Here is a 17,261-nt window from a genome sequence, read left to right on the forward strand (position 1 = left end):
TTAGAAGGAAGTCATCAAGTTTTCTATCTTGAATAACGAGGATGAACAGACCAGATAAAACATTGTTACTAGCTTAAAAGAGTTAGGCGAACAGGTAAAAGAGCTCGAACGTACCATTCATAAAAAGAGAGGATTTTAAACGTTTTCCAGAAGATCTTACTATTTTGGTAACGCCGTAAGGAGATTATATTGCCTTTAGAGATGCAGATAATTGGAGGGCTATGCGATTGCATGTGTGGGGATCCTACCCATTTTTAAATATATCAAAATTGGTGGTAACATAATAAAAGTAGAGACAAAAAGTGGTCTATCATTAATAAAAGAAGCTGAAAACGCTTATAAAGCAGGAGATATAACTAAGGGTAATCAGCTAATGAATCAAGCAGTAAGTCATGACACTGAAGTTGAAACAACCGTAATTAGACAAGCCAATAGTTCGAATGCTTGAAAAGGGACGACGAACTCTGTATCGAAACTGACTTCAGAAATGGAAAGCAAAATTTTAGCAGGGCAAAGAATTGATGGTTCAAATAAAATTATTGGAGGGCATTCTCCAACTATAAATGATGCTAATCTTAAATATGCAGTAGAAACAATAAAGGTAAATCCTGATGGGACTAGAACTGTAAAATATATAACACAATTTGAAGATGGAAATTTGTCAAAAATAAAAACAAGTACTCTATTCCCTGATAATTGGTCAGATAAAAGTATAATCGATTCTATTAATTAAATTGGGAATACTAAACCTATTGGTGTAAGACCTTCAACTGGAGAGACTCTTCATCGAGAAACAGCTAATAGGGTGGAAATCGATGTGATTAAAAGTGGTAATAATATCACGGACGGTTATCCTGTTGAAGGAAAACCAACGCCAGGTTTTAGTTCTATAAAATGAACGAGATAAAATATGTATAACAAATTTGATAGTTGTATATCTGATTTTAGCTATGAAAGTGAACCAGGTGATTATTGGTATGATTGTGCTATTTTAGAGTCCACTGAAATACTTAAACAATTTGATAATAACGACTGGGATTTATTATTAAAACAATTAAATTCTAAGTCTGTTTTTTGGCAAAAGAGACTTGTAGAATGTTTAGATGATTTGCATAACCCTTATGAATTAGAAATAATTTTAGATCTTATTAATACAGATGATGACGATTTATTTATTACTTGTGTTGATTCATTAAGGTTTTTAAATTTATCAAGTTTGGATAATTTAAAGAAAGATTGGTTATTATCAAAAATAGAAAATTTATTAAGAAAAGCCAGCCCACCAGTAAAACGTATTTTAGAAGGGCTCATTGTAAAAATTAATTAAACATGGCTAATTAAAAGATCACCGCGTAAAAACTGGGATCCTTTTTGTTTCACAAAATCCGCAACAGCCAGCTCAATAATCAGTTTATTCTGCTCCACTTTTACGATAACTAGCAGCCCGGTGTAGAAGTCGAGTTGTTTAAGTCAACTGCCTTTAATCGTCAGTTAGGGGTTTGGGGTGGCATTAATGCCCTGCGGTATAATAACGTTCGTAGGATTCACAGCTTTGTGCTTTGCGTGAAGTGGTTTTTAGTTGGTAAGGGGGCGAGTGGTTCTTTGACTTGCCAGACGACTAAACTACCGCCTAATGCTTCAGCTAACAATATACGATCATTAGTCAGAGAGAATGAAAGTGCGAAAATATTGTCTTAGAATAAATAGTATGAAATATATATCCGTTCCAGTAAATAAAAGTGCAATGGAACGCCTAGATTTAGATAATTGTGTGGATGGTGATTTGATTGAGTTAGTTCTTGATGAAGATAATTATACAAATCTGTTAGAGAGTAATGTTATTAATCAACTTAATAATGAATTAGATATAAACATTGATGATTATGAAGATGAAAAGATAATCGATCTTGATAAGCTTATAAAGGCTAAAAGTATTATTCAAAATTCAATAGTATCAAATAATAGCGAAGCGTTGATTCAATTATTAACTCAAGTTGATAATGCAATAAAGTATAAAACAGGTCTATTTTTTTATTTTTAAATTTAAATGTAATAGAATTACACTTATCAAATATAAATATTAAAACCATATCTACTAACGAGGTTCTCCATTGATTATTAATAATAAATTAAAAAAAATAGATCTTTCAAAACCAGGAGCAATTACTGAAGTTGATTTAATTCTCCATTCTATAGAGGACATACCAAATTTGTCCTTGGGGCAAATTTTTACCATATGTCCTGAAAGAGAAGATATTGGCAGCATATTAGTAGGACTATGTGCATCATTTTATTTTTTAAGATGTACAGCGTTTAATTTCACTGAATGGAAAGCATATAAAAATAGAGATTTTTCATCTGAAGAAAAGCAATTAATTATTTCTGGTTTACTTAATGTAATAAAATATTCGCATATTGAAAGTAGTGATGAAATTGATGCAATAGATTATATTTATGCCGCCTGTATTGCTTTATATAAAATTTCCCCTGAAAAAGTAGAGGCAGAACTAGTTAAAGAATTAAAATTAAAACCTACAGAATCTTTAATTGAAGCCTTAGGAATGTTGGTTGGTCATGCGTTCAAGGGTTATATTACCAAGGAAACATTTTTATTACTTAAACATTTTGCAGAGAAAAATTCAGGGGGACTGAGTGATAGAGCAAAAATAGTATTAAAAGAAGATGTGGAAAGAATGAATGCTATAAATCCCTTTTTATAAATGAACTAACTTATTTTCAGCCTTTCCATCAGGAAACTTATCTATAGGATAACAGAAGATGGCTTAGGTTGTATGGGGCAAAATAGCAGAGCCTTATATTATTCAAGATGAACGCTATGAGCACGATTAATCGCAATATGTAAAAATCGCCACCTAACCCGTGGGGATCTTACTTTGGCGTCTATACCAATATCTCACCCCTGATAATCAACAACCCAGCTGCGTATCGATGATGACTGGCTGACCGGTAGTAAAGCCGAAGGCTTCCAGCCAGAATCCTTTAATGGTCAGTTGTGGTCTGGGGTTGACTTGCGCGCCGTTGAAGCTATCCCCCCATTTATGACCTCTCGAATATTACCCACGCGGCAATCAGTGACGGTGAGTTAATCATTCGTGACCAAGATAAACAAACACAAGATATTAATGAACTCAGTCATGATACCGAAAATGCCCATAGCAAACTCAAACCAATCTTTAATAAAGAGGATGAGCAGACCAGATTAAACATTGTCACTAGCTTAAAAGAGTTAGGAGAGCAGGTTAAAGAGCTCGAACGCACTATTCATAAAGATGCCGGGAAAGACTCCCAAGATGGCAAAATGGGCAATGACTTGACTCAACCGTATCAATTATTACCGGCATTATCACCGGCGATATGACCGGCGGCCTAGCTGGTGCCAGTGCACCATGGCTAGCTGAGCAGATAAAACTGCACACCGGGCATATGGGTGAAGATGGTAAATGGAAAACCGATGATATTGCCGGCAACTTAATTGCTCATGCAATACTTGGTGCGGTAGTTGCTGAGCTACAAGGCAACTCAGCATTATCTGGTGGAGCTGGTGGAGTGGTCGGTGAAGTTGCGGCAGATACTGTTCTTGATGGTGTTCTTGCATTGAGTAGCTGCGCGGTGGGAGTTGATTATTGTGATACCGCATTGAACGACTAAAGAAAAGCAGATCAAACCGTGGCAAACGCCGTAAATGCGATCATTAACGGCCAAGCATGGGATGCAATTAAAGATAATTTTGTTAAAGCTGCTAATTTGATCAGATAGCCCTAGAGAATTCAGCGGCATTGTTAATTGGTATAATTACACCGTCTAAAGGATTGGGGAATGTAGGTAAGACAGAAAAACTTATCAATAAATCAGATAAAGTTATTTCAGATGCTAATAAAGCAGGTAAATTGGATGAGGCATTATCTGATGTTAACAAATTAGACAAAGAATATTTTGAAAATCAGTATGGTAAAAATAATGTTGAGCAAGGATTTGGTGATTATAAAGAAACAAAGGATAATATAAATAATAATCAGGCAGTAAATCAACAGGCTAATAAAAACAGTAATTTTGATGAGTATGTAGTAAATGAGAAAGGCTTGGAGAATGCTAGAAAGCAAACAAATAAATTCGAACCTACAACATTAAGTGAATTACACTCTGATCTTATTTCTAAAGGCTTTCAGTTAAAAGGAACTAGTACTGGAGGATATACAACTTATAAGCATCCTGACGGACGTATTGATACAGTAAAACCTACTGGTAAGGTTATCCCTATGAAACCTAAGATTGCGGAAAATGGTAAGAAATATAATGAAAGATCATTATTTAAAATTAGTTGACGTTAATTTATCGTTTTTTTCTGTTAAATTAGATAAAAATGAAGCTAATATAGAAATTTTAAATATGGATAATGGCGACAAGGTTTGCACCATTAATATAAATAACATTATCACATTACAATATCAAAATAATATTGATGAAGAGGATATTTTACCTGCATATATAGGTGAACTTGAGATATTAAAGGACTCAGATGATAATGTATATTATTTAAAGATGCAAGGTTGGGTAGATTTATCCTTAGTTTGTGTAAATTGTTCTATAAGTTATCCATATACAATTTAGTTGTTCACAAAAATAGCAATGCTGCTGGTAAAGGGGACGACAGGTTCACCAACTCAAGGTGGTGCTGGCGGAAACGGGAAAGTGATTGATGAAATAACAGATCCTAATGTGATTAAACAAGTTACTCCAACGTGTTGTGGTGCTGCCCGCGGTCAAATGTTATTAAAGGATAGAAATATCTTTGTTAACCAAACAAAACTAGGAACCTCGTTGAAAAGTCCAGAACAACTGGCAAGAGATCTAAGTAAGCAAGGTGGAAATTGGGACGATGGTTTTGTTGGTGAGCAAGCTTTTGATGCACTAAATAAAACAGGTTGGTGGAGTGCCATGATGTGGGATAAAGGTAATAAAGTTGGTCACTGGGTTGTTGTAAAAGGCACTGATAAGGCTGGTAATGTACTAATTCATGACCCTTGGAAAGATACTAGTTATAAGATGACTCAAAAAGAATTTAAGGGAACTTGGAATGGAGTTGCAGTCTTCAATAGATAATATTTATCTTAATGATATTAAGTATGAAAATGGGATTATTAGTTTATTCTTGCTTATTAATAATATTCATAAAACATTTACGGCAATACCGAAGGATGGTGATATACCTGTAATGACTTCATCAGATGAATTATCAGAATTATTAATGTCACTAATGCCTTATGAACCTGCAATATATAAGAAACTATATAAAGTTGTATGGGATTATATAAAGGGAAATGATGTAATGTTCCCTATTAAGCTACTTTAAATAGTAAAGCTCCCTCCAGTCGGGGAGCTTTTATCTCTTTTTAGATCTGTATAGTAAACTCAATAATTAACTTATCCTGCTCAACCTAAGGAATATTAATATGGGAATGCAAGTCAGCATAGATATAAATTTTGCACAAGAATATTCTCCTAAAGAGATATTAAAGTGCCTAATAAATAATGGCGGGAACATTTATTATCAAAATATGGTTACTTATCTATCGTCAAATGATATCGATGATTATAACTGGTTGAATATCGACATGAATTTGTTCAATTTAGACGAGTTTATAAACTCTCATAATATTATGGATAAAATCGGTATAGTGATGGTTTATGATAATGAATCAGGGGGTAATTTATTAATTTACCCTAACTATTTATCTATGTCATTGTCAATAAATCGTCGGTATTTATCTGGGGAAGATATTCCAGATTTTAATTGGTATCTAAAAAAAATGAGTGTGTTTTTAAGAAATATAAAACTATCTAGCATACAATGTGAAACCATCTACTAATGAATAATCCCCACCTAACCCGTGGGGGATCTTGTTTTACCTTCAACCCCTCAATCCTGATAATCAACAGCCCCTGTTGCGCATCGATGATTTTAGCTTAGAATGTGTCTTAGCCATAGTTAACTCCTCGATAAGGCGTTTATCCGTTTATATTCAAACGACAATATCGTGCAACAGCGGTAGAAGTAAGCTCGGTATTTGGCTACGGTTGGAATCATTCATTGCAACATTAGCTTGTTTTTAATGACAACGACCACACCATTACCTGGTCAGTCCATGAAAACCTTGTTACTCAATTACCGATGCCGGATAAGGAAATCGCCGCATCGGTTAATCATATGGACGAAGCCGCCTTATGGTTAATCGCAGCTTGGTTGGGCAAGTCGTGATGGTTCACATTTAAACGTATCTTTAGATGGAAAAATAACGCATAAATAGTTGAGATTACGATGATAGATAAAATTGATTTTTATTCAGAAGTTGAAGTTCTTCCTACTACCAAGCATAAACAATATTCTGGGAGGAAAGGTGTAGTTATGGGGGTTAGTGAGGAAGATGATATTTTGTATGGGTATGCAGTGTTATTGCATGATAAAGATACAATAGATTGTTTTGATAAAGAAGATCTTATTCCTACAGGTAAAAAATTCAAACGAGAAGATTTTTACTGAGTTAGCACACGATCTCCGATTACTCAGCGGGGAACTTATTTATTGCTGGTTATGTGGCTAATTTAATCACTTGGATAGACCCTTTATGGTTGAATGAAGTCTGTCCGGGAACGGAAGCTGGAAAGGGGACGACGAGGAATAATTCTTTATTGGCTAATGCAAATAAAGAATTAGATCAATACGTAGCATCTTTAGGTAATAGTAAATATAAACCAGCGACAGCAATTGGAGCTGTTGATCCATTAACTGGTAAAGTGGTTACTACATCAAGTGGAACAGTTCCCGCTAAAATAGCGCCAGAAGTACAAGCTTATGCTGATAAATTAGGTGGGTTAGGTGTTAAAACTTCATGTGGTAACGTATTAGGTGCTTGTGCTGAATTTAGAGCAGCTAACGAGTTGTTATTAAATAATCCTAATCTTAAATTAAAAGATATTCAATTTACTCAAGCTGTACGTCCTCGTAATGGAAAACCCGAGCCTCGTTGTGAAAATTGTACAAACGTATTTGGAGTTAAAAAAATAATGAGAATGACTGATGAGTTTATAAGCACTACCGATCTTGACTGGTTTGCTGCATTTTATAATGGCAATCTAGCACACTTTACTTCGGGTGGTACAACCGCGGTACCTGAAAGAGTAGCTGATTCAATTAAGAATTATGAAGAACTATATGATTATTTTTTTAATTTAGAAAAACGATGTGATATTGAAATTATTGAAGATAATTTGCCTGAGTTTCTCGATCAAATTAAAAGAGAACAATATCTAAGGAGTTATATTAATTCGGCTTCAAGGGGGGTATTTAGTTATGATATTAATTATGAAGATAATAGCTATTTTTTAGTTGCAAAACCTCTGAATCCATTATCTTTAAGAGAGCTACCGCAAAGTATAAAAGAAATAGTTTATACATTACCAAAAGAAATAAAAATCGGCTCAGCAAGCATAACTGAATTAGAGTAGTAATAACCTATTGGTGGAGATATTTTTCATAATACGACAGGAGTATTACCTACCCCCCCTTGGTCGTATTTGGTATGAAGCTGATATTGGTCTAAGTAATACAATGTCCAGAAGTAACCAACAAGGCTATTGTATTCAAATGACGGTTTACTGCATATAACGACCACTATAAAACCACAACACAAATTGGACGATGGAAATAATCATGAAACTAATAACATTAAATGGAGAAAATATTCATTCGGAATCTGATTTTCATAAAGAAATAGCTTTTTTATTGAGTTTTAGTAAATATTATGGTGAAAATCTGGATGCTTTATGGGACTGCTTAAGTTATGACGTAGAGCGCCCTATTCTAATTATTTGGAAGAACTCGGATTATTCAAAAAAATATTTAGGTGATACTTTTAATCATATTGTGAAAATTTTTGAATTAGTTCGGGAGCAAGATATAAAATCTGGTCTAGAGGAAAGGTTTAATTTTGATATTCAGTAGAATACCCCTCAGTTGGCGGGGCTCTTGGTCTATCGGTTTTACTGATTAAGATCGCTAAATCCCCACCTAACCCATGGGGATCTTGTTTTACCTCTTAGCTCAGCCCCTTAATCCTGATAATCAACAACCCCTGCTGGAAAGGGGACGACAGCACAAACTACTCAGAAGTGGTCAGTAGATCCAACGACTCAGGCGACAGATAAAGCTGCCGGTGTTCTGGTTAATGGTGCATATAAAATAATCCTACAGCTCAAATATCACTGGATTATTAACCGATACTGGTCGTATTGGTAGTAAAAATATGAATGCTCAATTTATGTATGTTATAGACCAAAAGGGAAATATGATTATTGGAACTCGTAGTGGAGAAAGAATGCCACACCCTACTTTAATTGGTGGCAAAGATCCTCAAGTTCTTGGAGCCGGAATTGTCGAAATTAGAGCTGGTAAAATTTATTCTATACATAATGTTTCAGGTCACTACAAATCAGGAGCAGAGGCTTTGGGTGCTGCAAAAGATGCATTCAAAAAATTGCCAGAAAAATATTTTAGTAAGGATTTTCAAGGGAATAAATCATATGATAAATAGTTTGGATTTTAAAAATTCTTGGGGTCTATATTGTTGGTTTAATGAGGACGATCCTACTTTAATTTATTCTAACGACCTAGAAGATGTAAGAAAATTAGTTTTACATGGGAAAGTTTTCTATTGCTCAGAACAATGTGGTGAGTTTATTAGATTGAACTATGGCAATTATTCTTTCTTGGTTAAACCAGACTTATTTAAACCCGTCAGAGATATTCGTTTTATGGTTGGGGATAGCGTAGAAATTGTATTTTCAACAGATAAAATAGGTACCATATTGAATATAGGATGGCATCATAAAAATAATGAGCCAATTTATTATTATTTATCTTTCAATGGTAAAAAATCATCCCGGCGTTATTCAGAAGATGAGCTTAGCCCTGCTTAATAATAAACCTAATGGGAACAGTTTTAGTTAACCGAATCCCATTATCTGCTAAGTAGAACTTCAATGACCAACTGGGGACACCGCAGCAGTTAGTGACGGCTCAGGGGGAGATTTTATGGAGTGCGGTGTATAAATCTTATGGTAACTTAGCGATTGATTATCAAACGGTAACCCAACCGCTGCGACTACCGGGACAATATTTTGATGAAGAATCGGGGTTACGTTATAATCTACACTGTTACTATGACCCGCACTGTGCACGTTACATTAGTCAAGACCCGGTTGGTTTAGCGGGGGGGGAAATGCCTATAGTTACGTGGCGAATCCAATCACTCGGATAGACCCTTTAGGGTTAAATGAAGTCTGTCCGGGAACGGAAGCTGGAAAGGGGACGAGTGCTACCGTAAATAATGGAACAACAGGTACTGTATGGGATTCGATAAAATCAACCCAACCTAATTATCTTGGTTCAGTTATACCTAAATCATTTGAAATGACTTTACCTAATGGGCAAAAAGTGTGCGTTCATGGAAACGCAACAGAACATATTGCAGAATATGCTAAGTTCAAGGCTAAAAATTACACACCAGAGGCTGTGAGATTATCGTCACAATAACAATTGAATAGTTTACAGAGTGCTCTTAATACAGCTACAAAAAATGGTGTTAAATATAATGAATTAATCACAATTGATGGTTGGGAATTAAAGTTAGCACCACCTAAAAAAACTAGGTGATCTTCCTGCTGTAATTCACGCTCAGCCAGTTAAATAAAAGGGGGATGTTAATGAGTATTAATTTAAATGATCCTATCAAAATATTTTTTGATGAGATAGAGATAGATGATTATTTACCATCAATTAAATTTAAAATTGATATTAATATGAAACAGTTTACTCATCATTTAGCATACAGTGGTGGAATTTGGATTGATTGTAATGTTTGGGATCTCTTCTCTAAAGGACTTAATAAGGGAGAAAGCGCAGTGTTACATGATATGGATAATATTTTCATTATAAAAATAATAAAAAAACAGGATGTTATAGAGTTAACATGGTCAATTAAGAGACAAGATCCAGAGGGAAACGTTATGACGGCTTCCTATAGTAGTAAGATTACTGATGATGTTTATTCATTAATCAGAAATGAATTTACTAATTATCCTAAATGGTGGTAGATAGTCAGATCCCCATCCTGTGGAGATCTGACCTATTATCTTTTAGAGCCGCATTGTAAGTTCAATAATAATTATAGAATATAAACAGAGAAGAATAGCGCACAATCTAATGGAGGGTGTAGAATACTTTAAGATAGAAAAAGATATAGAAGGTGAGTACCTAACGACCGAAGTTGTACTAGAGGATACAAGAACAAAAGTTGAAATAAGATTGCAACCTTATATTTTTACTGAATTTTCAATATTAATAAGATGATTAACTGATCTGTCTTTGATTTAATTATAGGATTGATATTATCAAGAACAGATCTAGATTACTTTATTTTAGATAAGCTCCTCAATCCTGATAATCAATAACCACTATTGCACATCTATGATGACTGGCTTACCTGTGGTAAAGCCGAAAGCTTCCAGCCAGCGGTCTTTAATGGTCAGTTGCGGTCTAAGGTTGGCTTGCTCGCCGTTAGGATTGAAACCAACCGTATTGTTCTAACTCATTGAGCGTCTAGACTGATGCATTAAAAACATAATGCCTAAAACAGTTTTTATTGACTTTTGCCTACATTATGATCTGTCTATTTATGCTTAAAAATAATAAAACGGTATAGACTCCTCAATTATTTTTACAGGCAAATTACACTAAACTAAAATAATCAAACAATTAACATTTTTTCCAGCATATAATATTATGCCGACAATAACACTGACTTAAAAAGTTGTTATTAAAGTGCCGAAGACGAGAACAAATGCTCTTCGTCAAGCAAATTAAAACTCAACTGGGTATACAAGATTATTATGAAAAAAATATATTTATTAAGAACAACACTAAGAGATACTAGCTTTTTTATGCAAGATTGTCCTGAGGATGAGGAAGGCATTCAAGGAAGGGCGATGGATCAACGTTGGAAACCATTTGGTGACAACTACCAACCGATTAAACTTGAATTAGGACGAAGTGATTCGGGTAAGAAGAATTATCAGTTTGATTTCAGCGGTTTTTTAAATCCATTTTTAGTGTTTAGTGAATCGGCATTAACGGCACTGGCTGATATTTTAGAGCCACGCGGGCAGTTGTTACCGGTTATCACGGAGAGTAAACGTAAAAAATTCTATGGTTATTATCCCACCAACCCGTTATCCGGTTGTTTTGACAAGGAGAAATCAGATTATATTGAATATCCAAAAGGTTTAAAGATCGAGAAAACATTTTTGATTGCCCAAAATATTACCGATGACTATTTATTCTCAGTTGAAGAAGGTATGAGCCGTGTCTTTGTGACAGATAAATTTAAACAACGCGTTGAAGACGCTAACTTATTGGGATTTGATTTTTCTACTGAAATACCAACATCATAAATAAAACCGCCTAAAAGCGCCAACAGTTACCCATGATATTATAATCAATACTAAGCGCCTGATGATATGAAATGGCGCTAATTATTCAACAAGAAAAATAGATGTTATTAAAGTGCCGAAGACGAGAACAAATGGTCTTCGTCGAGTAAATTAAAACTCCACTGGGTATACAAGATTATTATGAAAAAAATATATTTATTGAGAACAACATCAAAAAATACTTGCTCATTTATTCAAGATTATCCTGAGGGCGAAGAAAGCATTATGGGAAGGGTTAGAGATCAACGCTGGAAACCATTTGGTAACGACTACCAGCCCATTAAACTTGAATTAAGACGAAATGATTCGGGTAAGAAGAATTATCAGTTTGATTTCAGCGATTTTTTAAATCCATTTTTAGTATTTAGTGAATCGGCATTAACGGCACTGGCAGATATTTTAGAGCCTCGCGGGCAGTTGTTACCGGTTATCACGGAGAGTAAACGTAAAAAATTCTTTGGTTATTATCCCACCAACCCGTTATCCGGTTGTTTTGACAAGGAAAAATCAGTCTATGAAGAATGGCCAAATGGTTTTATGATCAGAAAACTATTTTTGATTGCTCAAAATATTACTGATGACTATTTATTTCCTATTGAAGAAGATATCAGTTGTGTCTTTGTAACAGATGAATTTAAACAACGCGTTGAAGACGCTAACTTATTGGGGTTTGATTTTTCTACTGAAATATCAATATCATAAATACAACCACCGAAAAGCGCCAACAGGTACTCATGATATTATCGCTCCTAAGGGTAACGATTTTTATATTGATTACCATGCGAGGGGTATAAAAAATAGTCTTCACCAAGCAAATAATTCTCAAACGGTACCCCAACCGCCGCAAACTACCGGGACAATATTTTGATGAAGAATCGGGGGTTACATTATAATCGCCACCGTTACTATGCCCCGCATTGTGCACGCTACATTAGTCAATACCCGATTAGTTTAGCGGGGGTTGAAAATGCCTATAGTTACGTGGCTAATCCAATCACTTGGATAGACCTATTGGGGTTGAATGAAGTCTGTTAAGGAACAGAAGGTGTAAAGGAGACACGGGAGCCGTAAACAATGGAACTACGGGTACTGTGTGGGATTCAATTAAAGCTACACAACCTGCATATGAAGGAACATCAATTCCTAAATCATTTAATATTAAAGTTGATAATGTAGAATTATGGATAGCGCCTAATGGCACGAAACATATATGGGAATATCTAACTAGCAAAAATAAACATATTGGCTCAGCAACAACATCTGTAAGTAGTCAAGTTGTATTGAAAGAATTTGAATCAGCATTAAATGTTGCAATAAAAAAATGGTATTGTTACTGATAACATGATCCATGGTGGGAATTTATACTACCAGCGCCAAGAGAAGCAGGGCAAAATATTGTTGTAAAACATGCTCGATATAATCCTAAATAAGAGGCTGAAAATGCTTAAAATTATTAATATTAATCCAATCGTCAACAATACAGTTGAAATTGATTATCATGTTCCTTTTACTGTTAATGTAGATGAAAAAAACGTTTTCAATGAAAAAAAAATCTATTGGCGAACGGGTAATTTTAATAATTCATTATTAGAAATTGGAATTGGAGAAAAATATGGTGAGCTAAAAAGTATTGTGCTAACAATGGTTAACAAAGCGAGTACTGAAAATATAGAATTTGAAGTGTTAGAAATATCAAAAGGGGTTCCTATTTTCGATATATCTATGTTACATAAAAATATTTATGATCAAATATCTGAATATTCTGTATCGCTAACGACGAGTAGTGTTTTAGTCGTTTTTTCTGAAAAACGAGTAGTGAAAACACTTATTAGGATGGAGAGGGTTGAAATGGGATTCGGTTTTGAAAATGAGTTAATTTTTATTAAAGTTAATGAGTTATCACTTATTGAGTATCAAGATCTTAAAGATAGCTTTAGGCTTTAATTTTGTATTATAGATAGTTTTACAGGTGGTTCGTATGTATTTATATACTTGGCTTATTGAGGTGAATAAATGGTATTATTAATATTGATTCTCCTTTTGCTAAGTTTTATTTGCTCAACGAAAAATTTCCAATTGAATAAGTTGGTAATTTACTGCGAACCTAACTATCTAAAGGCGTTCATGCCTTGGAACAGTGATACGTTTAAGCCTGATATGGATAAAGAACTATGTGGGCAATGCTTTGATAATGTGGGATGACAATATAAAATATCAACATATTAATAGTTATAGTGTTTACTACCTACCGAATGTCATGCCGATGATGCAAATTTCCATCCGTCTGTGGTCAATAATGAACGTGATAAGGCGAACAACTATCGGTGTCGAAGTTATAAAGACTAAAATTATTAATGAAGTTAGGGCTATTTTAGACTCAAAAGCAGTGTCTCAAATTTAGTGAGCTCATGTATCAGGTCAACCTGTTACTGTGGTTATTAATGGTCGAACCATACAATACGAACCTAATCTATCAGTCTCAGGAATGACAATGTTTGGCGAAAATGGGTTCCTTATTGGTAAGGGAGCATTTAAGTCTCAAGCTGAATTGCAAAAAACAATACTACATGAATTACACCGCTTAAATACATTATCTTCGGCAAGTGGTGTATCCAGTTTATTAATTGCATAGGAGATGAAAGCAGCTTTCGATTTTGCAGAAAAAGCGTCTAGTGTTTTGGAGAGTAAATAATATGAATAATAAAACAGTTATGGAATGGATTAAAGCAGGAAAAAGTATTGCTACTGACCCAAGCGTAAAAGTACTTTGTCCTGTTTGTCAAAAAGTTTATTTGAAAGTAAGAGATATTCCAAATGAAAATAATCCTTCTGAAGTTGAGCGCCAGATGTTATGTGATAAATGTGGAGCATTTAACGCACTTCGATTAACTAGATAGCCTTTAGATCCCTGACAATCAGGGATTTTTTTATCTCTTCCTATACTAAATCGTCATCTCAATCCTGATAATCAATAGCCCCGGCGGCGCATTAATGATGACTGACCTGTGGTAAAACCGAAAGCTTCCAGCCAGCGGTCTTTAATGATCTGTTGCGGTCTGGGGTTAGGTTGCTCGCCATTGGGATTTTGTAGCCGACCGTTAAGCTGTACTTTGACCGTGGTTTTACCGTTCTGGTTTTAGTAATGGTGGTTTTTAACGTAGAATGTGCCTTAGCCATAGTTAACTCTTGATAAGTTAGTTATGGGTAGTTTCGGGCGTTTATCAGGAATTTATGATGGGCAATTACAGAAAATGTAAAACAGCACCCTCATTTACAGATAGAGCAATAGCTGAAGCTATTACAAGCAAAGCAATTAATGCAAATCAATCTAAGATAAATAACTATTTATTTGGAAACCAAATAGGCTATTTAGAGATTATTATAAGTCATCGTCAGCAATATGAATTAGTATTTCAAAGGGGCAAACAAGCGCAAATCAAGTCTCAAACGCCAGAATTATTATAGCAAAAGCCCATTCTATGCTTACCGGTTATAAAATTATTACGAGGTACCCAACACCATGATTGCAACAGAAAAATATCCTGCATTATCTTATTATTTGATATGCTATTTGAATCAAGATTTTGAAGAAATCTTTGGGGGAGCTGAAGAAGCTTTGTTGTCCTATAAAAAAACAGAAACAGCTCAAGAACAACAAGAAATGATAAAAGAAATTCAATCATTGATTGACTCTTCATATAATGAAAACGAATTACGAAGAATTATATTAGATGATATTGATTGTAATTATTATTATCCGAATGAATGGTCATCAAGCAAAGATTGGCTAGTACATATGCTATTTATTTTACAGAATTCATAATGGTAAATAATTACATCTGGTTATTGGCTAAATAGTAAATTATAAAATTAAGTAATCCTCACCATCCCGTGGGGATCCTCTTTATATCTGTTCTTAGATCTACTTCGCAAGTTCGATAATTGACTGGCCTTCCTTAGCGGTGATTATAACTACCCCGGGAAAAGGTGAATTACTGGCAGAAATTGACCCGTTAGGCAACGTTACCCAATATCATTATGACCGGAACTTAAATTGCAGGAGTATTTGCTATCCCGATGAAAGAAGAGACGCATTATCATTGGACTGAGCAAGGTATATTAAATACCATCAGTTATGCTAATAACACAACCGAGTGCTATACCATTAATGCTCTTGATCAATTATTGGATTTAGATTTAAATAGAAGAACTTGGCTCCAGGTTTCAAGTTATAAGCGGACCAGACAATATTATTGAATAAATGACAAATGCAGGATCGGGGGTCTAGATGTATTGTATTTGGTTCGTGTGTTCCGGGGCGGCCTAGACATGTTTTTAATGTTGTTAACCAAAATGCTACCATCCGTCTTCTAGATGGACAAACCGGTAAGGTTGCAGACATGAGCAAATTTATATCTTTTAAATTATTGAGGACAAACAAATGATTACTTTTGCTGATGCAATTAATAAAGCTAAAAACTATTTATCTGATTGTAGTACCCCAGTAGAACTTACTTTAATAGGTAGATTTTCTGAGGGATGGTTTTTTTGTTTCCAATCTAGAGAATATCTTGAAACTGGCGATTTTTCGACTCAATTAATTGGAAATAGTCCTTTCATAATTGATAAAGATAATGGTGAAATTTATGAGTTAGGTACTGCATATCCAATAGAGATGTACCTTCAAGAATATGAAGACAAAAAAAGCAACTCCAAATGCTAAATTGGGAGTTTCATTTTTTCACTGATTAATCTTAACCATAATATTATAGATGAGTTGCTGGGTCTTCTGTATCTCTTCCAACAGCTTACGGTTATCAGCCTGATGTTTAGGTTCGGTGATGATGACTAAACAGCCATGCATCACATGGATAATCAGCCGGATATCGACCGTAAACCCAGCCTGATTTAGCCACTTCCCTTTAAAATAAATAGCCGGTATGGTTGTCATCACTGCGTGATGGCAGTTAACCTACAGTATAATGCTCCTCAATCTTGCTTATTTGGACAATCATTTTATTCAGCGTAGAATGTACCATAGCTATAGTTAACTCTTTTACGTATAATTTCCCCAAACTATGACCTGTTCATTCATATCCTAATATCAATAAGATGGTATAGACTCCTCAATTATTTTTACAAAAAAATGTAGATCAAAATAAATTCTTAGCTTAAGAAGTATGGTTTGAATTATGTCGCCAAGCGTTCAATGATAATTAGTTGTGCAACCGGATGACGCGTTTAACTTAATCTAGGCAAGTTTATTAAAATTAGGTTAATTTATTTTTTAAGTAGGCTTGGTTTTAGTTTGTTTTGGCGTAATATAAGGATTAAATTTTATTTAATTAATGGCAATAGCTAGCAAATTATTGAGAGAATGATCTAATTTTTGTGATTTGTTGCCATTGATAGTTTACCGGTAAATTATTAAATAACCAAAAGGGGTTAATGATGAAATTAATAGTTGATAATATGAGTTGCCAACATTGTGTTAAAACCATTACTAAAGCAATTAATGATATTGATCCTAAAGCGAAAGTTAGTGTTGATTTGACCAAGCGTGAGGTTGATATTGAAGGTGGTACTATTTCGCAAGAAGCGGCAATTGCCGCAATTGATGAAGCGGGTTTTCAATACGTTGGTATTGCTTATTAATGTTAAATATATTGGTTTAGCGAGGCATTTCAGCAAGCCTC

The 17,261-nt window shown here is 34.5% G+C and carries 32 protein-coding genes and 4 pseudogenes; 33 read left to right on the top strand and 3 right to left on the bottom strand.

Annotated elements, in window-relative coordinates; all coding sequences use genetic code 11:
• Positions 1-211 precede the first annotated feature (211 nt).
• The 6 genes from AC5LXI_RS05320 (at position 212) to AC5LXI_RS05345 (ending at position 2,720) form a co-directional block, all read left to right on the top strand.
• Complete coding sequence (locus AC5LXI_RS05320) at positions 212-448, top strand: hypothetical protein (RefSeq protein WP_493443842.1); 237 nt, start codon at positions 212-214, stop codon at positions 446-448.
• 39 nt (positions 449-487) lie between these two features.
• On the top strand, positions 488-733 hold the full coding sequence (locus AC5LXI_RS05325) for an EndoU domain-containing protein (protein WP_493443843.1): 246 nt from the start codon (positions 488-490) through the stop codon (positions 731-733).
• A 177-nt stretch (positions 734-910) separates the two neighbouring features.
• Complete coding sequence (locus tag AC5LXI_RS05330) at positions 911-1,327, top strand: hypothetical protein (protein ID WP_493443844.1); 417 nt, start codon at positions 911-913, stop codon at positions 1,325-1,327.
• A 134-nt stretch (positions 1,328-1,461) separates the two neighbouring features.
• The gene (locus AC5LXI_RS05335; protein ID WP_493443845.1) at positions 1,462-1,698 is read left to right on the top strand and encodes a hypothetical protein; all 237 of its coding nucleotides are present in this window, start codon (positions 1,462-1,464) and stop codon (positions 1,696-1,698) included.
• 10 nt (positions 1,699-1,708) lie between these two features.
• Complete coding sequence (locus tag AC5LXI_RS05340) at positions 1,709-2,041, top strand: hypothetical protein (RefSeq protein ID WP_493443846.1); 333 nt, start codon at positions 1,709-1,711, stop codon at positions 2,039-2,041.
• Between the two features lie 70 nt (positions 2,042-2,111).
• The gene (locus tag AC5LXI_RS05345; protein ID WP_493443847.1) at positions 2,112-2,720 is read left to right on the top strand and encodes a hypothetical protein; all 609 of its coding nucleotides are present in this window, start codon (positions 2,112-2,114) and stop codon (positions 2,718-2,720) included.
• A 207-nt stretch (positions 2,721-2,927) separates the two neighbouring features.
• Here the strand turns inward: AC5LXI_RS05345 and AC5LXI_RS05350 are convergent.
• Positions 2,928-3,032 (bottom strand): annotated as a pseudogene (locus tag AC5LXI_RS05350) (SymE family type I addiction module toxin); the annotation flags it as partial.
• A gap of 343 nt (positions 3,033-3,375) precedes the next feature.
• Between AC5LXI_RS05350 and AC5LXI_RS05355 the strand changes: the two are divergent.
• From AC5LXI_RS05355 to AC5LXI_RS05430, 16 genes and pseudogenes are all read left to right on the top strand, one after another.
• A complete protein-coding gene (locus AC5LXI_RS05355) occupies positions 3,376-3,669 on the top strand; it encodes a hypothetical protein (protein ID WP_493443848.1) in 294 nt (97 codons plus the stop codon).
• A gap of 128 nt (positions 3,670-3,797) precedes the next feature.
• Positions 3,798-4,343 carry a hypothetical protein gene (locus AC5LXI_RS05360; protein WP_493443849.1) on the top strand — a complete coding sequence of 182 codons (546 nt, stop codon included), beginning with the start codon at positions 3,798-3,800 and terminating at the stop codon, positions 4,341-4,343.
• Positions 4,315-4,629, top strand: coding sequence for a hypothetical protein (locus AC5LXI_RS05365; RefSeq protein ID WP_493443850.1), 315 nt, complete (start codon positions 4,315-4,317; stop codon positions 4,627-4,629). Before AC5LXI_RS05360 ends, AC5LXI_RS05365 begins: the two co-directional genes overlap by 29 nt.
• A gap of 18 nt (positions 4,630-4,647) precedes the next feature.
• Positions 4,648-5,121: a cysteine peptidase family C39 domain-containing protein gene (locus tag AC5LXI_RS05370; protein WP_493443851.1), complete on the top strand. Its 474-nt coding sequence runs from the start codon at positions 4,648-4,650 to the stop codon at positions 5,119-5,121.
• The gene (locus AC5LXI_RS05375) at positions 5,096-5,371 is read left to right on the top strand and encodes a hypothetical protein (RefSeq protein ID WP_493443852.1); all 276 of its coding nucleotides are present in this window, start codon (positions 5,096-5,098) and stop codon (positions 5,369-5,371) included. Before AC5LXI_RS05370 ends, AC5LXI_RS05375 begins: the two co-directional genes overlap by 26 nt.
• Positions 5,372-5,471: 100 nt before the next feature.
• Positions 5,472-5,888, top strand: coding sequence for a hypothetical protein (locus AC5LXI_RS05380; RefSeq protein WP_493443853.1), 417 nt, complete (start codon positions 5,472-5,474; stop codon positions 5,886-5,888).
• Positions 5,889-6,034: 146 nt separating this feature from the next.
• Positions 6,035-6,121 (top strand): annotated as a pseudogene (locus AC5LXI_RS05385) (hypothetical protein); the annotation flags it as partial.
• A 133-nt stretch (positions 6,122-6,254) separates the two neighbouring features.
• Positions 6,255-6,326, top strand: a pseudogene (locus AC5LXI_RS05390) (polymorphic toxin type 17 domain-containing protein); the annotation flags it as partial.
• An 11-nt stretch (positions 6,327-6,337) separates the two neighbouring features.
• Positions 6,338-6,559 carry an Imm31 family immunity protein gene (locus AC5LXI_RS05395; RefSeq protein WP_219997409.1) on the top strand — a complete coding sequence of 74 codons (222 nt, stop codon included), beginning with the start codon at positions 6,338-6,340 and terminating at the stop codon, positions 6,557-6,559.
• Positions 6,560-6,612: 53 nt separating this feature from the next.
• Positions 6,613-7,524: a hypothetical protein gene (locus AC5LXI_RS05400; protein WP_493443854.1), complete on the top strand. Its 912-nt coding sequence runs from the start codon at positions 6,613-6,615 to the stop codon at positions 7,522-7,524.
• Positions 7,525-7,729: 205 nt separating this feature from the next.
• A complete protein-coding gene (locus AC5LXI_RS05405) occupies positions 7,730-8,020 on the top strand; it encodes a barstar family protein (RefSeq protein WP_493443855.1) in 291 nt (96 codons plus the stop codon).
• Between the two features lie 301 nt (positions 8,021-8,321).
• Positions 8,322-8,609 carry a hypothetical protein gene (locus AC5LXI_RS05410; RefSeq protein WP_493443856.1) on the top strand — a complete coding sequence of 96 codons (288 nt, stop codon included), beginning with the start codon at positions 8,322-8,324 and terminating at the stop codon, positions 8,607-8,609.
• Complete coding sequence (locus tag AC5LXI_RS05415; RefSeq protein ID WP_493443857.1) at positions 8,599-8,994, top strand: DUF6960 family protein; 396 nt, start codon at positions 8,599-8,601, stop codon at positions 8,992-8,994. Before AC5LXI_RS05410 ends, AC5LXI_RS05415 begins: the two co-directional genes overlap by 11 nt.
• Positions 8,995-9,119: 125 nt before the next feature.
• On the top strand, positions 9,120-9,335 hold the full coding sequence (locus tag AC5LXI_RS05420) for an RHS repeat-associated core domain-containing protein (protein ID WP_493444260.1): 216 nt from the start codon (positions 9,120-9,122) through the stop codon (positions 9,333-9,335).
• Positions 9,311-9,610 carry a hypothetical protein gene (locus AC5LXI_RS05425; RefSeq protein ID WP_493443858.1) on the top strand — a complete coding sequence of 100 codons (300 nt, stop codon included), beginning with the start codon at positions 9,311-9,313 and terminating at the stop codon, positions 9,608-9,610. The genes AC5LXI_RS05420 and AC5LXI_RS05425 overlap by 25 nt, the downstream gene beginning before the upstream one ends.
• A gap of 170 nt (positions 9,611-9,780) precedes the next feature.
• Entirely contained in the window at positions 9,781-10,170 is a 390-nt protein-coding gene (locus AC5LXI_RS05430) for a hypothetical protein (RefSeq protein WP_493443859.1), read from the top strand.
• Positions 10,171-10,530: 360 nt separating this feature from the next.
• On the opposite strand, the pseudogene AC5LXI_RS05435 reads toward AC5LXI_RS05430, so the two are convergent.
• Positions 10,531-10,644, bottom strand: a pseudogene (locus AC5LXI_RS05435) (SymE family type I addiction module toxin); the annotation flags it as partial.
• Positions 10,645-10,965: 321 nt separating this feature from the next.
• On the opposite strand from AC5LXI_RS05435, the gene AC5LXI_RS05440 reads away from it, so the two are divergent.
• The 10 genes from AC5LXI_RS05440 (at position 10,966) to AC5LXI_RS05485 (ending at position 16,288) form a co-directional block, all read left to right on the top strand.
• A complete protein-coding gene (locus AC5LXI_RS05440; RefSeq protein ID WP_493443860.1) occupies positions 10,966-11,526 on the top strand; it encodes a hypothetical protein in 561 nt (186 codons plus the stop codon).
• Positions 11,527-11,706: 180 nt separating this feature from the next.
• Positions 11,707-12,267 carry a hypothetical protein gene (locus AC5LXI_RS05445; RefSeq protein WP_493443861.1) on the top strand — a complete coding sequence of 187 codons (561 nt, stop codon included), beginning with the start codon at positions 11,707-11,709 and terminating at the stop codon, positions 12,265-12,267.
• 165 nt (positions 12,268-12,432) lie between these two features.
• Positions 12,433-12,600 carry an RHS repeat-associated core domain-containing protein gene (locus AC5LXI_RS05450; protein ID WP_493443862.1) on the top strand — a complete coding sequence of 56 codons (168 nt, stop codon included), beginning with the start codon at positions 12,433-12,435 and terminating at the stop codon, positions 12,598-12,600.
• A gap of 56 nt (positions 12,601-12,656) precedes the next feature.
• Complete coding sequence (locus AC5LXI_RS05455; RefSeq protein ID WP_493443863.1) at positions 12,657-12,902, top strand: hypothetical protein; 246 nt, start codon at positions 12,657-12,659, stop codon at positions 12,900-12,902.
• 103 nt (positions 12,903-13,005) lie between these two features.
• Entirely contained in the window at positions 13,006-13,509 is a 504-nt protein-coding gene (locus AC5LXI_RS05460) for a hypothetical protein (protein WP_493443864.1), read from the top strand.
• A gap of 547 nt (positions 13,510-14,056) precedes the next feature.
• Entirely contained in the window at positions 14,057-14,197 is a 141-nt protein-coding gene (locus tag AC5LXI_RS05465; protein ID WP_493443865.1) for a hypothetical protein, read from the top strand.
• A gap of 61 nt (positions 14,198-14,258) precedes the next feature.
• Entirely contained in the window at positions 14,259-14,462 is a 204-nt protein-coding gene (locus AC5LXI_RS05470) for a hypothetical protein (protein WP_493443866.1), read from the top strand.
• Positions 14,463-14,796: 334 nt separating this feature from the next.
• Positions 14,797-15,030, top strand: a complete 234-nt coding sequence (locus tag AC5LXI_RS05475) for a hypothetical protein (RefSeq protein ID WP_493443867.1) — start codon at positions 14,797-14,799, stop codon at positions 15,028-15,030.
• Between the two features lie 55 nt (positions 15,031-15,085).
• Positions 15,086-15,388 carry a contact-dependent growth inhibition system immunity protein gene (locus AC5LXI_RS05480; RefSeq protein ID WP_493443868.1) on the top strand — a complete coding sequence of 101 codons (303 nt, stop codon included), beginning with the start codon at positions 15,086-15,088 and terminating at the stop codon, positions 15,386-15,388.
• Between the two features lie 618 nt (positions 15,389-16,006).
• The gene (locus tag AC5LXI_RS05485; RefSeq protein ID WP_493443869.1) at positions 16,007-16,288 is read left to right on the top strand and encodes a YrhB domain-containing protein; all 282 of its coding nucleotides are present in this window, start codon (positions 16,007-16,009) and stop codon (positions 16,286-16,288) included.
• Positions 16,289-16,306: 18 nt separating this feature from the next.
• Here AC5LXI_RS05485 and AC5LXI_RS05490 read toward each other — a convergent pair whose 3' ends face one another.
• Entirely contained in the window at positions 16,307-16,516 is a 210-nt protein-coding gene (locus AC5LXI_RS05490; protein WP_493443870.1) for a SymE family type I addiction module toxin, read from the bottom strand.
• A 500-nt stretch (positions 16,517-17,016) separates the two neighbouring features.
• Between AC5LXI_RS05490 and AC5LXI_RS05495 the strand changes: the two genes are divergently transcribed.
• Entirely contained in the window at positions 17,017-17,220 is a 204-nt protein-coding gene (locus tag AC5LXI_RS05495) for a heavy-metal-associated domain-containing protein (protein WP_493443871.1), read from the top strand.
• The last annotated feature ends 41 nt before the right edge of the window (positions 17,221-17,261 follow it).

It is taken from the genome of Gilliamella sp. LMG 34361 (genome assembly GCF_984569075.1).

Coding starts and splice junctions, on each gene's coding strand:
- AC5LXI_RS05325 (WP_493443843.1), top strand. CDS start 488: ATGGAAAGCAAAATTTTAGCAGGGCAAAGAATTGATGGTTCAAATAAA.
- AC5LXI_RS05330 (WP_493443844.1), top strand. CDS start 911: ATGTATAACAAATTTGATAGTTGTATATCTGATTTTAGCTATGAAAGT.
- AC5LXI_RS05340 (WP_493443846.1), top strand. CDS start 1,709: ATGAAATATATATCCGTTCCAGTAAATAAAAGTGCAATGGAACGCCTA.
- AC5LXI_RS05355 (WP_493443848.1), top strand. CDS start 3,376: ATGACCGGCGGCCTAGCTGGTGCCAGTGCACCATGGCTAGCTGAGCAG.
- AC5LXI_RS05365 (WP_493443850.1), top strand. CDS start 4,315: ATGAAAGATCATTATTTAAAATTAGTTGACGTTAATTTATCGTTTTTT.
- AC5LXI_RS05370 (WP_493443851.1), top strand. CDS start 4,648: ATGCTGCTGGTAAAGGGGACGACAGGTTCACCAACTCAAGGTGGTGCT.
- AC5LXI_RS05375 (WP_493443852.1), top strand. CDS start 5,096: ATGGAGTTGCAGTCTTCAATAGATAATATTTATCTTAATGATATTAAG.
- AC5LXI_RS05380 (WP_493443853.1), top strand. CDS start 5,472: ATGGGAATGCAAGTCAGCATAGATATAAATTTTGCACAAGAATATTCT.
- AC5LXI_RS05395 (WP_219997409.1), top strand. CDS start 6,338: ATGATAGATAAAATTGATTTTTATTCAGAAGTTGAAGTTCTTCCTACT.
- AC5LXI_RS05405 (WP_493443855.1), top strand. CDS start 7,730: ATGAAACTAATAACATTAAATGGAGAAAATATTCATTCGGAATCTGAT.
- AC5LXI_RS05410 (WP_493443856.1), top strand. CDS start 8,322: ATGAATGCTCAATTTATGTATGTTATAGACCAAAAGGGAAATATGATT.
- AC5LXI_RS05415 (WP_493443857.1), top strand. CDS start 8,599: ATGATAAATAGTTTGGATTTTAAAAATTCTTGGGGTCTATATTGTTGG.
- AC5LXI_RS05430 (WP_493443859.1), top strand. CDS start 9,781: ATGAGTATTAATTTAAATGATCCTATCAAAATATTTTTTGATGAGATA.
- AC5LXI_RS05440 (WP_493443860.1), top strand. CDS start 10,966: ATGAAAAAAATATATTTATTAAGAACAACACTAAGAGATACTAGCTTT.
- AC5LXI_RS05445 (WP_493443861.1), top strand. CDS start 11,707: ATGAAAAAAATATATTTATTGAGAACAACATCAAAAAATACTTGCTCA.
- AC5LXI_RS05450 (WP_493443862.1), top strand. CDS start 12,433: ATGAAGAATCGGGGGTTACATTATAATCGCCACCGTTACTATGCCCCG.
- AC5LXI_RS05460 (WP_493443864.1), top strand. CDS start 13,006: ATGCTTAAAATTATTAATATTAATCCAATCGTCAACAATACAGTTGAA.
- AC5LXI_RS05465 (WP_493443865.1), top strand. CDS start 14,057: ATGTTTGGCGAAAATGGGTTCCTTATTGGTAAGGGAGCATTTAAGTCT.
- AC5LXI_RS05470 (WP_493443866.1), top strand. CDS start 14,259: ATGAATAATAAAACAGTTATGGAATGGATTAAAGCAGGAAAAAGTATT.
- AC5LXI_RS05475 (WP_493443867.1), top strand. CDS start 14,797: ATGATGGGCAATTACAGAAAATGTAAAACAGCACCCTCATTTACAGAT.
- AC5LXI_RS05480 (WP_493443868.1), top strand. CDS start 15,086: ATGATTGCAACAGAAAAATATCCTGCATTATCTTATTATTTGATATGC.
- AC5LXI_RS05485 (WP_493443869.1), top strand. CDS start 16,007: ATGATTACTTTTGCTGATGCAATTAATAAAGCTAAAAACTATTTATCT.
- AC5LXI_RS05490 (WP_493443870.1), bottom strand. CDS start 16,516: ATGACAACCATACCGGCTATTTATTTTAAAGGGAAGTGGCTAAATCAG.
- AC5LXI_RS05495 (WP_493443871.1), top strand. CDS start 17,017: ATGAAATTAATAGTTGATAATATGAGTTGCCAACATTGTGTTAAAACC.